This window comes from Mesorhizobium sp. M0048, assembly GCF_040323405.1.
GTDB lineage: Bacteria > Pseudomonadota > Alphaproteobacteria > Rhizobiales > Rhizobiaceae > Mesorhizobium.
In genome coordinates this window covers 177,047-189,969 of the sequence record NZ_JAMYUV010000004.1, presented here as the reverse complement: position 1 = coordinate 189,969, position 12,923 = coordinate 177,047, and the positions used below count along the sequence as shown (strand labels likewise).

Annotated in this window: 9 protein-coding genes and 1 pseudogene; 4 read left to right on the top strand and 6 right to left on the bottom strand. The window is 64.7% G+C overall.

Annotated elements, in window-relative coordinates; genetic code table 11:
* The first annotated feature begins 113 nt into the window (after positions 1-113).
* A complete protein-coding gene (gene rirA, locus NKJ84_RS06425; RefSeq protein ID WP_352477664.1) occupies positions 114-575 on the top strand; it encodes an iron-responsive transcriptional regulator RirA in 462 nt (153 codons plus the stop codon).
* 13 nt (positions 576-588) lie between these two features.
* On the opposite strand, the gene NKJ84_RS06420 is transcribed toward rirA, so the two are convergent.
* From NKJ84_RS06420 to hemP, 5 genes and pseudogenes are all read right to left on the bottom strand, one after another.
* Entirely contained in the window at positions 589-1,377 is a 789-nt protein-coding gene (locus NKJ84_RS06420; protein ID WP_352505796.1) for a heme ABC transporter ATP-binding protein, read from the bottom strand.
* A 157-nt stretch (positions 1,378-1,534) separates the two neighbouring features.
* The gene (locus NKJ84_RS06415; RefSeq protein ID WP_352505795.1) at positions 1,535-2,632 is read right to left on the bottom strand and encodes a FecCD family ABC transporter permease; all 1,098 of its coding nucleotides are present in this window, start codon (positions 2,630-2,632) and stop codon (positions 1,535-1,537) included.
* A 5-nt stretch (positions 2,633-2,637) separates the two neighbouring features.
* The gene (locus NKJ84_RS06410) at positions 2,638-3,546 is read right to left on the bottom strand and encodes a heme/hemin ABC transporter substrate-binding protein (protein WP_352505794.1); all 909 of its coding nucleotides are present in this window, start codon (positions 3,544-3,546) and stop codon (positions 2,638-2,640) included.
* A 12-nt stretch (positions 3,547-3,558) separates the two neighbouring features.
* Positions 3,559-4,616: pseudogene (locus tag NKJ84_RS06405) on the bottom strand (hemin-degrading factor).
* A 9-nt stretch (positions 4,617-4,625) separates the two neighbouring features.
* Positions 4,626-4,832: a hemin uptake protein HemP gene (gene hemP / locus NKJ84_RS06400; protein WP_352477658.1), complete on the bottom strand. Its 207-nt coding sequence runs from the start codon at positions 4,830-4,832 to the stop codon at positions 4,626-4,628.
* 286 nt (positions 4,833-5,118) lie between these two features.
* Here hemP and NKJ84_RS06395 point away from each other — a divergent pair, with 286 nt between their 5' ends.
* From NKJ84_RS06395 to NKJ84_RS06385, 3 genes are read left to right on the top strand one after another with little or no spacing between them, the layout of a single operon-like run.
* On the top strand, positions 5,119-7,266 hold the full coding sequence (locus NKJ84_RS06395) for a TonB-dependent hemoglobin/transferrin/lactoferrin family receptor (protein ID WP_352505793.1): 2,148 nt from the start codon (positions 5,119-5,121) through the stop codon (positions 7,264-7,266).
* Between the two features lie 5 nt (positions 7,267-7,271).
* On the top strand, positions 7,272-7,703 hold the full coding sequence (locus tag NKJ84_RS06390; RefSeq protein ID WP_352505792.1) for a hypothetical protein: 432 nt from the start codon (positions 7,272-7,274) through the stop codon (positions 7,701-7,703).
* Between the two features lie 3 nt (positions 7,704-7,706).
* On the top strand, positions 7,707-9,047 hold the full coding sequence (locus NKJ84_RS06385; RefSeq protein WP_352505791.1) for an energy transducer TonB family protein: 1,341 nt from the start codon (positions 7,707-7,709) through the stop codon (positions 9,045-9,047).
* Positions 9,048-9,242: 195 nt separating this feature from the next.
* On the opposite strand, the gene putA is transcribed toward NKJ84_RS06385, so the two are convergent.
* Positions 9,243-12,854: a bifunctional proline dehydrogenase/L-glutamate gamma-semialdehyde dehydrogenase PutA gene (gene putA / locus NKJ84_RS06380; protein ID WP_352505790.1), complete on the bottom strand. Its 3,612-nt coding sequence runs from the start codon at positions 12,852-12,854 to the stop codon at positions 9,243-9,245.
* Positions 12,855-12,923: the final 69 nt, after the last annotated feature.

The window sequence follows — 12,923 nt, the reverse complement described above, 5'->3', positions numbered from 1 at the left end:
CGCAATCGTGCACGCAAACTTGAGGCCGAAATTCATCTATTATGCAGCGCCAGTCTGGAATTGTTCCAAACTATAGGCCATATTGACGCCAACCACTGCTATGTGAGGACACGATGCGGCTTACCCGTCAGACAAACTACGCCATGCGCATTCTGATGTATTGCGCCGCCAACACCGAACGGTTGAGCCGCATCCCCGAGATCGCCGCCGCCTATTCGGTATCGGAACTTTTCCTGTTCAAGATCCTGCAGCCGCTGGTCGAGCACGGGCTGATCGAAACGGTGCGCGGCAGGAATGGCGGCGTCAGGCTCGGCCGTGCGGCCGAATCAATCAGCCTGTTCGATGTCGTGCGGGTGACTGAGGAAAGCTTTGCCATGGCCGAGTGCTTCGAGAACGATGCCGCCGAATGCCCGCTGGTCGACAGCTGCGCCTTGAATTCGGCATTGCGCGAAGCGCTCAACGCCTTCTTCGCGGTACTGTCGCGCTACACGATCGCCGATCTGGTGGCGGCGCGCCCGAATGTGCGGCACCTGCTCGGCATCGACATGCTGGTGCAAAGGGCGCCGGCCGCTTGAGTTCTCTGATTGCCTAAGCCGCCGATTGCGGCAGTACGAACGGCATGTTTGCCGCCGGCAACACGCCGACCTTCAGCCGGCAATCGAAGACCTTTTCGATCAGCTCGTCGCTGAGCACCTGTTGCGGCGAACCTTTAGCGGCAAGCCTGCCGTGATGCATGACCAAAATCCGGTCGGCATACATCGCCGTCAAATTGAGGTCGTGCAGGATGGCGACCACGCCGCCGCCGCGTCTGGCGAAATCGCGAGCGATGTCCATGATGATTAGCTGGTGCTTGATGTCGAGGCTGGACACCGGCTCGTCGAGGAACAGATAGCGCGGCTTGCCGTCGAGCACCGGCGCCCAGACCTGGCACAGAACGCGGGCAAGCTGCACGCGCTGCTGTTCGCCGCCGGATAGCTCCTGGTAGAAGCGGCCGGCAAAACCCTCGAGGTCGACGCGAGCCAGCGCCCGTTCGGGCAGGCGCTGGTCCTCGCCGGGCAAGGCGCCGGAGCGCCCGCCGACCAGGCCTAGCCTGACGATCTCGCGCACGGTGAACGGGAAGGACAGCGTCGTCGCCTGCGGCAGCACTGCACGGACCGTCGCCGCCTCGACCGGCTTCATCGCCGATAGATTGCGGCCGTTGACGGTGACCTCTCCCGAATAGCCAAGATCGCCGGACATTGCTCTGAGGAAGGTCGTCTTGCCCGAACCGTTGGGGCCGACAATGGCCGCGATTTCGCCCGGCCGCGCCTCGAAATCGACATTGGCGACAATGCGCTTGCCGCCGATCGCCACCGAGACATCGCGCGCTTCGATCATAAAAACCCTCTTAGAGACTGTTTCGAAATTCGCTCTGGCGAGTCATATCGTGGTGGTTTCGAGAACCGGAGCGGAGCGGACATTTGGGTCCGTGAGCACCGGAAGCGCAGAAAAACGCCATCAGATGGCCGCCAGAGTAGAGTTTCCAAACAGTCTCTCACAGGTCGATGACGCCGCGCTTACGCAGCAGTATCCACAGGAAGAACGGTGCGCCGGCGACCGCGGTGACGATGCCGATCGGCAATTCGGCCGGGGCGACGATGGTGCGGGCGACGGCGTCGGCCAAAAGCAGCAGCGCCGCACCAAGCAGTGCCGATGCAGGCAGCAGATAGCGGTTGTCCGGGCCAATCAGCAAACGCAGCAAATGCGGTACGACGATACCGACGAAGCCGATGCCGCCGCTGACCGCGACGGAGGCGCCGACCGCTGCCGAGACGCCGATGATGGCGGTGTATTTCAGCCGCTGCACCGGGATGCCGAGATGGCCGGCGGTGGCCTCGCCAAGCGCCAGCGCGTTGAGGCCGCGCGCCAGGAACGGCATTGCCGCCAGCGCCAGCACGATGACCGGCCCGACCGAGCCGATCTTCTGCCAGGTTGCGCCGCCCAGCGAACCGAGCTGCCAGAAGGTCAGGTCGCGCAATTGCCGGTCGTCGGCCATGAAGATCAGGATGCCGGTCAGCGCCATGGCAAGCGCCGCCAGCGCGATGCCGGCGAGCAGCATGGTGGCGACCGAGGTCCGGCCTTGTCGTGTCGCGACCCGATAGAGCAGCAATGTCGTCGCCAGCCCGCCGCAGAACGCAGCCAGCGGCAGAGCCAGCGTGCCGAGCGCCGAAGTTAGCGGCGCCAGCATGGTCGAACCAAGCACGATGACGGCGACCGCACCGAGGCTCGATCCAGCCGAAACGCCGATCAGGCCGGGGTCGGCCAGCGGATTGCGGAACAACCCCTGCATGACGGCACCGGAGACGGCAAGCGATGCACCGATCAGCACGCCCAGAATGATGCGCGGCAGACGGATGTCATGGATGATCAGGCGGTCGCGGGCGCTCAACGCCGCGTCGCCGGGCAACGCGCCGAACAGCCAGTTGTGCATGACACCGATGGCCGAGGCATCGGACGCGCCGGAGGTCAGCGACAACAGCACGGCGATAACCAGCCCGACGCAGAGTAGCACGATGACGAGGCAGGCACGCCGCGAACGGTCACCTGCCGTCGCCATGATGCCCGTCGCACCGGCGATCGAATGATCGGCCATCGCGCTCAATCCGCGACCTGGCTGCCATAGAGCGAGACGGCGAGATCATGGATGGCGTCGGCCGTGCGCGGGCCGAAGCCGAGCAGATAGCCGCCGTCCATGCGGATCAGCTTGCGGGCGGCACCCGCCGGCGTCGAAGCCACGGCAGGGTTCGAAAACAATTCGTCATCCGCGGTGGCCGGCCCGGCATTGTTCATCATCAGGATCACGTCGGGCCTGGCGGTGATGACTGCCTCGTCCGACAATTGCTTGTAGCCGGCAAAGCCATCGATGGCGTTGATGCCGCCCGACAGCTTGATGATGCCGTCGGCGGCGGTGTCGCTGCCGGCGGCAAGCAGCCTGCCGCCCTGGATCGACAGCACGAACAGGATGCGCTTGCGCTCCTTGATCGAGGCGGTCTGCTTTTCAGCTGCCTTCAGCTTGGCGTCTGTCTGGGCCGCCAGCGCATCGGCCTTGGCCTCGGTGCCGAGCGCCTTGCCGACGATGTGGATCTTTTCGAGAATGCCTTGATTATCATAGCGCTCGGGCACCTCGATGAACGGTATGCTTGATTTCTTCAAGACGTCGACGGCTTCCTTCGGTCCGCTGCCGTGCAGGGCCAATATGCCCGACGGATTGACCGACAGCACACCCTCCGGCGAAAGCTGGCGCATGTAGCCGACATCAGGCAGCTTGAGCGCCGCCTCGGGGTAACGGCTGGTCGAATCGCGGGCAACCAGCCGATCCTGCTCGCCGAGCGCGTAGACGATCTCGGTGATCGAGCCACCAATAGCCACGATCCTCGAGCGACCGGCGAAAGTCGCGATGCCCTCGGCGGCTTGAGCCGTCATCAGCGTGGCGAATGCCAAGAAAACGGCGGCCGCAGGACCAAGCGCCGGCCTGGAGACCGATGCCAGCCTGGAGACAAGAACCATCGTCGTTTTTCCTCAGGCTGCGGTCGGGCTTGGGATACGCGGCAGGTTTTCGGCCAGAAAGCGCCAGTCTTCGCGCTCGCTTTCGCCTTCGTGCCGCTTCCCGAAGAACTGGATGATCATCTTGCCGTCGGCGCCATAGACTTCCAGCGACGTGACATGGCCGTCCTTGGTCGGCTTGCGCACGGCCCAGACCTCATCGATGTGGTCGGTCCGCAGGTGCAGATGGAAGGTCTCGTCGAGCACGTTGAGCCATGGTCCCATCGGCTTGATCGAGGCGACGGGGCCGGAATGGATCTGGATGCAGCCGCGATTGCCGACAAAGCACATGATCGGAATGGCGCCGGCAGCGGCGTGGTTGAACATGGCGTTCACTACATCCTTGTCCACCAGCCAGGCGTAGTCCTGGCCGACCATGCGCACCGCCTGTCGGCGGTTGATCTTCAGTGTCTTCAGCATGCGAAGAACTGGTGCACGTCGGTCAACTGGCTCCAGCGGTTGCGCAGATCGTCGACGCTCGCCGAATTGTCCGCAGTCTCGGTCTCGTCAGCCGTGCCCGCTGAAATCGCCACCGTCGGCTCCTGGTTCGGCGATTCCAGCCCGGCCACCAGTTTCTGATAGGCGTAGAGGTTGGAGGCTGGCCTGAGATGCACCTTGTGTACCGCCTCGCCTGCGGTGTCGAAGAACTGCAGGCTGCGGCGGATGTCGGCGCCATCGCGCTTTTCCACGGCAAAGCCGTGCGCCCAGACTTTCGGGAAGATGCGCAGGTCGATGTTTTCGCCGAGCACCATGGCATTGTGATTGCCGGTGACGACCTTGTCGTAGACGCCAATCTTCTCGTGCACCGCGCTTTCGTTGCGGGTCAGCGCCATCACCTCACCGACAGCTTCGAGGCCAGTCAAGAGGTCGTTGACACGCGGCTCGACGCGCACGACCCCGTCGCCGCAATGCGCGGCGACCAGTTCGGCCTCCGAAATCCTCAGCTGGGCGGCGAGCTCACGCTCGCGCATCTTCGGATTGTCTGCCCGTGCCCGCCGGATCTCGTGCGGGGCGGGTTTTACGCGCTGGTCCATTTCTACCACCTACTTGTTGAGGATGAGCTTGCCCTGCCGGGTGATCTTCAGCCGATACAGCGCACCATGATGCTCGATGCCGATCTCGTGCTCACCCTGGAACAGCGTGTTGCTGGACAGCGTTCTCACGGCCGATTGGACCCGGTCGAAACGGATGGAATTTTCGTCGGAACGGCGGACGCGATAGCGAAAGTCGCTGGGATTGTGCGTGTTCATTGGTTCGATCCCTTTCCTGTGCCGGGCATCTGGCTCGGCGCCTGCGTGAATGCCGATTCAATTCTTGACTTGAATGTCATGTTATCTAGCAGTGCAATACCGGAGTAAATTAGTCAACATTTAAGGCGCCGGACGCGATGAAAAATGCCAGCGAGCCCCAAGCCAGCCAGCATCGAACATGGATTCTTGGAGTTGCAGCATGGGGTTGGCGAATTGGGGACGGCCGGCGGGCAGCGGCCTGGCACACTGGTCGACGGCAAGAAAAATGGGTTCTATGGCAAGCAAAATGGCCGCGTTGCTGGCCGGCGCGGCGGCGATCCCGCTGCTCGCCACACCGGCCGGCGCCCAGCAGGCCGCCCAACCGGCAACCGGCCAGCAACGGACTGACCCGTCACAACAGCCCGAACAGGCAAAGCCGGCTCCGACGGGTACCACGCTGCTCGACAAGATCCTGATCCTCAGCCGCACCGGCGAGACGGCGATCGAATCGCTTGCGTCAGCCAGCCATGTCGACGAGGAACAGCTCGAGCGCCGCATGGCGACGACGCCCAACGAAATGCTGTTCGGTGTGCCGGGTGTCGCCGTCCAGGCCTACGCAAGGCGTGTCAGCTCCAGCATCAACATCCGCGGCCTGCAGGATTTCGGCCGCGTCTCCGTCATCGTCGACGGCGCCCGTCAGAATTTCCAGCGCTCGGATCATGGCACGCAATCGACCTTCTACATCGATCCCGAATTAATCAAATCCGTTGACGTGATCCGCGGCCCGGTCGCCAACACCTATGGCTCCGGGGCGATCGGCGGCGTCGTTTTTTTTGACACCAAGGATGCGCAGGATTTCCTCAGGTCGGACGAGACCTGGGCAGCAGCAGCGACCGGGCGCTACGAAACCAACGGCGAAGGCTGGACCACCAGCGCCAGCGGTGCCTATCGGATCAACGAGAATTGGGACGTGCTCGGCAACATCGTCTACCGCGATTATGACGACTACAGGCATGGCGGCGGCGACACTGTAGCGGGCACCGGCTTCGATGTCTTGAGCGGGCTGCTCAAGACGACCATCCGCCCCAGCGACAACAGCGAGCTGAAGCTCGGCTGGATCGGCTCGAACGACCGATGGACCGAAACCAGCGGCAGTGCGCCGGTGAACGACGCCGACCTGAAGGCGAATACCTTCACGGCCCGCTACAACATCACCGACGAAGACAAGAGCTGGCTCGATCTCCACATCAACGCGTCTTACAACAAGACCAAGCTCGATCTGACGACCCTTGTCGCGCAAAACCGGTTTGATCCGGTCACCGGTCTTCCGATCATCCTGCCAGCGGGTTCGATGTCGACATTCGATATCGGAACTTCCGGCATCGACATCTGGAACACGTCGAGATTCGAGACCGTTGGAATCGCGCATGAGCTGTCCTATGGCGGCGACTGGGTCGGCGACGATGTCGAGACAGGCGGCGCGGCGGGCGGCGACAGTTTCTACACGCCTTCGGGCGATAGAAACGTCTCCGGCGCTTACGTTCAGGACAAGCTCACCTGGCACTGGCTCGAGGTCATCGCCGGGCTGCGTTACGACAGCTACAAGCTCGACAGCGATGTCGGCGAAACCTCTGGCAACCGGCTGTCGCCACGCATCACAGTGGGCGTTTCGCCCTTCGAAACCGCCGGCCTTTCCGGCCTGCAATTCTACGGCACCTATGCGGAAGGCTACCGTTCTCCGTCGCTGTCGGAGACGCTGATCAGCGGCAATCATCCGTCAGGCGTCAGCTTCCCGTTTCTCCCCAATCCGAATTTGAAGCCTGAAATCGGCAAGACGGTGGAGTTTGGCGTCAATTACAGCACCAATGGCGTCATCGAGGCTGATGACGCGCTGCGGCTGAAGGCGGCCTATTTCAACAACAACGTCGATGACTACATCGACGGCGTGACGTTGTCGCCGTTCGACCCGACCAGCGGCTGCCCATTCGGTCCGGACATCCCGATCTGCTTCCAGTACCAGAATTTCGCCAAGGCCAGGATTCACGGCTTCGAGATGGAGGGCGTCTATGACGCAGCCTGGGGTTTTGCCGGGCTGTCGGCGTCGGTCACCGACGGCCACACCATCTCCTATGAAGGCGAACGGGCGGACCTTGTCACGGTCCCCTCCTCCCAGGTCACCGGGCAACTCGGGTTTCGCTTCCTCGAGGACAGGCTGACCATCGGCGGCGAGGTGCAATACAACGGCAAGCCGCAGGGCAACGCGGTGGCCAAGGACTATACGCTGGTCAATGCCTTCGCCAGCTACCAGGCGACCGACAATTTCAAGGTCGATTTTCGCGCCGACAATCTGTTCGACGTCAAATACGTCAACCCGCTGAACGCATCGACGACGAGCGTCGTCTACGAGCCCGGCGTCACCCTGAAGCTGGCGGCGACCATGAGGTTTGGAGGCTGACGACAATGACAGGCATGACGGCATCCCTTCGTCTGTTCGCCGCGGTGCTGGCAATATCGCTTGCGGCGGCTCCGGCATGGACACAGCAGCCAGCGCCGGCGCTGAACCTAGAACTGAACGGCGCGCAACCATCCGACAAGGGCTGCCGCCTGACCTTCGTGGTCACCAACAATCTCGGTGCCGATCTGTCCAAGGCGGCATTCGAGATCGCGCTGTTTAACGAAGTCGGTGTCGTCGATCGGCTGACCGTGCTCGATTTCAAGGAGCTGCCGGCAGGCAAGACCAAGGTGACGCGTTTCGACCTTGCCGGCACCGATTGCGGCAAGCTCAGCCGCGTGTTGATCAACAGCGCCACGGAATGCGCCGGCGCCGAGCCGAATGCCTGCATGCGCGGGCTGAACACGCAGACCAGGACCGGCATCGCCTTCGGGGTCTGAATTTTGGGACTGGAACCCGCCTTCGCACGAAACGCCGTGGCGTGGCCGCTAGCCGGTTTCCTGGCGCCGGAGCCGGACGATCCGGATTTCGCCATCCCGCGCGAGGCGCTGCGTGTTTCGCTGCGCGACAGACCGGAAGACAGTTATATCGTCGATGCCGACGGCAACTTGCCTACGGTGCCTGTGGAGCCAATGCGGCAGGCACGACAGAAGCAGCGGCGCCGCAACTGGACAGTGGCGATCGCCTGCTCTTGCGCACTCCACGCAGCCGTGGCGCTGGCTTTTCTCACGCTGCCGGACGACCGGCCAAGGATCGAAGGTGCCGACCAGCAAGGCGAAATGCTGCTCGGCGCCGACCCGCAGCAGGCAGCCGGCGATGCCGCAGACGACCCGGAAGTGGCCAACGTAACGATGGTGACCATGCTCGACGCCAAGCCCGTCGAAACGGTCGAGGCACAGGCGACCGCGGCGGAGGAGACGCTCCAGCCGGTCACTGACGCGGCCGAAGCTTCCGGAACAGAAGTGGTCGAGCCGGTCAGCGAGGCCGCCACGGAAGCTGCTGCGCCTGCCGATCGCACCGATCCCGCACCTGCCCAACCCGTCCACCCTGCCCGCCAGGACCCATCGCCCGACATTCTTACGACCCACAGGCTGGTGCCTGCCGACGACAATGCCGTGCCGCCGCCAGTCAGCGCAGCCGAAACGGCCGAGCCGGCCGAGACAAACGCGCCGGCACCAGCCGACCCGGCGCCAGCCGAAACAGTTCAGACGACCGAGACTGTCGGCGCGGCGGAAGAACCGAAGCCGGACAGGCCGAAGCCCAGGCAGGCCGAGCCGAAGAAGAAGGCAACCGCGCAGAAAAAGCCGGCCGGGAAAGCCGAACCAGATGAGCCTGAAAAGCCGATCGCGCGCGACAAGGCGAGCAAGGCACTTGCCAAGGCCGACACCAAGAAGGGAAAGACCGGTTCCGGCGGCCGCGACGAAACGGATGTCGCGCGCGGCGCGGCCGACGGCAAGAAGGACGGCAAGATCCTGACCGCCAGCAGGGGCGGCAAATCAGGCGTCGGCAATGCGACCGTCACCAACTATCCCGGCAAGATCAGGTCTAAGCTGGTGCGGGCGTTCAATTCGACACGCACGCGCGCCACCGGCACGGCTACCGTCGCCTTTACCGTCGCATCGAATGGCAGCGTCCGGTCGGCCAGGCTGACGGGCAGTTCGGGTGTTGCCGCGCTGGACAAAGCCGCACTCGACGCAGTCCGCCGGGCTTCTCCGTTTCCTCCCATTCCGGAAGGAGCCGGTCGCTCGGCTTGGCAGTTCGAGGTGCCGCTCGGTATCAGGTAACTATCGCTCTCAGCCACCAAAGCCGGCGCCGCCCCTCAACCCGCTGCCGGGACCTTCTCCCGTAAAGAACGGGAAGAAGGGGCGTGGACGCAACGCTGGGCGACCCCTCTCCCCGTTCTTCAGGGGAGAGAGTAAGGGTGAGGGGAAACCTGAAGCGATTTACACGGCCCGCGATACGCGAACCCTGGCGAAACCCTACGCAGCGGCCAGCAGGCTGGCATTGCCGCCCGCTGCCGTGGTGTCGACGCAGACGGCGCGCTCGTGCGCATAGGCGGCCGGATAATAGACTTCGCTGACCAGCGGCACGATCGGGCCGGCGCGCTCGGCGATGACCTTGCGCACGATGCGCGCGGCCTCGGGCGTGCCGGAAAAGGCCACGACATCGACCCGCAGCGAGCGCGCTTCGACCGGGTCCGGCCGGCCGTCGATCGCCGCCAGCGGCAGGCCCTTGCCGGTCAGCGCTGATAGCGCCGCCGGCGCGCCGGGCGCGACGGCGAGCACCGCGTTGCCGGCGGCCAGCGCCTGGATCGTCTGAGCAAGCAGCGTATCCGCGTCGGGACCGAGGCACAGCACGCGCCCGCGCGGCGACAGCGACAGCGTGTTGGCCTCGCCGGTCGGCCCGGGCAGGTCGACCTGGCCGAAATCGATGGCGGCGGCAGCGCCGATGGCCGCGGCACCCTTACCGCGTAGATGTTTCCTCAGGATGGCAACGCGATCCGGACGCGTCGACCAGCCGCCAAACGCCGGGTCCGGCAGATTGTCGGCGAGCTCGGTCGCCGTCACCTTGCGGCCTTCGGCAAGATGGGTGCCGGCCTCCGGCCCCTTGCGGAAGCGCCGGAGATAATGCGGGCCGCCAGCCTTCGGCCCGGTGCCGGAAAGCCCCTCGCCGCCAAACGGCTGCGCGCCGACGACGGCGCCGATCTGGTTGCGGTTGACGTAGATGTTGCCGGCATTGATGCCGTCGACGAAATGCTGGGCGCGGCCTTCGATGCGGGTGTGCAGGCCGAAGGTCAGGCCATAGCCCTTGCGGTTGATCGCCGCGATCACCGCATCGATCTCGTCGGCATCGAAGGTGGCGACATGCAGCACCGGCCCGAACACCTCGCGCTCCAGCTCCTCGATGCCCTTGACCCGAAAGACGTGCGGCGCAACGAAGCGGCCATCCTTCGGTGCTTCGAGTTTGGCGATCAGCCGGCCCTGCAGGCCCATTTTGGTGCAGTAGTCGCGGATCGACGCTTGCGCCTCGTCGTCGATGACCGGGCCGACATCGGTCGATACCCGCCAGGGGTCGCCGAGGCTGAGCGCTTCCATCGCGCCTTTCAGCATCTCCAGCATCTTCTTCTCGACGTCCTTCTGCACGTAGAGAATGCGCAATGCCGAGCAGCGCTGGCCGGCACTCTGGAAGGCGGAGGCCAGGATGTCGCGCACCGCCTGTTCGGGCAGCGCAGTGGAATCGACGATCATGGCGTTCAGGCCGCCGGTCTCGGCGATCAGCATGGCATCGGGCGCAGCGGTCTCGGCGAGTTGCTTTTCGATCAGCTTGGCGACCTCCGTCGAGCCGGTGAAGCAGACGCCGGCAATGCGCGGGTCAGCGGTCAGCGGGCCGCCGACCGAGGGGCCGTCGCCGGGCAGAAGCTGGATGACGCCTTCCGGCACGCCGGCCTCGCGCAGCAGCTGGACGGCGCGAAAAGCGATCAGCGGCGTCTGTTCGGCAGGCTTGGCGATAACGGAATTACCGGTGACGAGTGCTGCCGCAATCTGTCCGGTGAAGATGGCGAGCGGAAAATTCCACGGCGAGATGCAGGCGATGGCGCCGCGCGCCTCGGTTCCCGCCTCGGCATTTCCGGCCTCGGCCGCATAATAGCGCAGGAAATCGACCGCCTCGCGCACCTCGGCAACGCCGTCGGCGAGCGACTTGCCGGCCTCGCGGGCGGCGAGTGCAAAGAACTCGACGGCGTTCGCTTCGTAGAGATCGGCCGCCCGGTTGAGGATGGCGGCGCGCTCGGCAACCGGGCGTCTTGCCCACGCCGGTTGTGCCTCGACGGCGATGCGCACGGCGGTCTCGACCTGCTTGGCGCCGGCCTCGCTGACCGTGCCGACCACTTCCGAAGGTTTTGCCGGATTGACGACCGGACGCTGCTTGCCGTAGCCGGCAGCGCGGCTGACCGGCTTGGCGTGCCAGCGCTCCGGCCCGGCGAACTCGGCCCTCGCCTTGTCGATCGCAGCCAGCGTCAGCGTGTCGGTGATATCGAAACCCTTGGAGTTGCGCCGGCCGGGACCGAAGATCGCCGACGGCGGCACGATCGCCGGATTGGCGGCGGGGCCTTGTTTCTCCACCGTCTCGAGTGGGTCGCGGGCAATGTCCTCGGGCTCGACCTCCTCGTCGGTGAGCTGGTGGACAAAGGAGGAATTGGCGCCGTTCTCCAGCAGCCGGCGGACCAGATAGGCAAGCAGGTCGGAATGGGCGCCGACCGGCGCATAGATGCGGCAGCGCGTGCCTTCGGCTTTGCGCACCGTCTCGTGCAGAGCTTCGCCCATGCCGTGCAGCCGCTGGAATTCGAATGTATCGCGGTCCGTCGTCATCGACAGGATGGCGGCGACGGTGTGGGCGTTGTGGGTGGCGAATTGCGGATAGATGCGATCGGTCATCGCCAACAGCTTCTTCGCGCAAGCCAGGTAGGAGACGTCGGTGTTAGCCTTGCGGGTAAAGACCGGATAGCCGTCGAGCCCGAGCGTCTGCGCCCGCTTTATTTCGGTGTCCCAATAGGCGCCCTTGACCAGCCGCACCATGATGCTGCGGTCATATTTCCTCGCCAGTTCGTAGAGCCAGTCGATAACGAACGCGGCGCGTGGGCCATAGGCCTGCACGACGACGCCAAAACCGTTCCAGCCGGCAAGCTCCGGCTCGGCCAGCACCCGCTCGATGACGTCCAGCGACAAATCGAGGCGGTCGGCTTCCTCGGCGTCGATGTTGAGGCCCATGCGCGAGTGGCGCGCCGCCAGCGCCAGCGAGAACAGCCGCTCGGCCATGACGGGCAGCATCTTTTCCTTCTGCGTGACTTCATAGCGCGGATGCAGCGCCGACAGTTTGACCGAGATGCCGTGGTTCTGGCGGATGTCGGGGCCGTTGGCGCCGGCATCGAGCGACGAGATGGCGTCGGCATAGGCCTTGAGATAGCGCAAGGCATCGGCCTCGGTGCGGGCCGCCTCGCCCAGCATGTCGAACGAATAGAGATAGCCCTTCTGCGTCATCGGCCGGCCGCGCCTGACCGCCTCGGCAATGGTGCGGCCGAGCACGAACTGCTCGCCCATCTCGCGCATCGCCGCCGCCACCGCCTTGCGGATGACCGGCTCGCCCAACCGGCGCACCATGGCGCGCAGCGTGCCTTCGATGCCGCCCTCGCCTTCGTCGAGCACGCGGCCGGTCAGCATCAGCGCCCAGGTAGACGCGTTGATGAAGATCGAGCTCGAGCCGCCCGCATGCGCCGACCAGTCGTGCGGCGCGATCTTGTCGGCGATGAGATCGTCCATCGTCTCGGTGTCGGGCACCCGCAGCAGCGCCTCGGCCAGGCACATCAGCGCCACGCCCTCCTTGGTCGAGAGGCCGTAGGCGGACAGGAAGACTTCCATCAGCCGCGGATCGGACGAGCCGCGCACTGCCCGCACCAGATCGGCGGCGCGGGCCGAGATCGCCTTTCGGTCTTTCCCCGAAAGCCCCGTCGCCTCGGCCAGCCGCTTCACAGCCTCGTCTTCGTCAGGCAGGTAATTGGCACGGATCTGCTGGCGGATGGCATCGAGCGCTGGCATGACGGTCCTGTAGAGCAAGCATCAGGGAGCGGGCCGGCGGTCGCCGGACCGAATGGCGCAAAGCTAGCA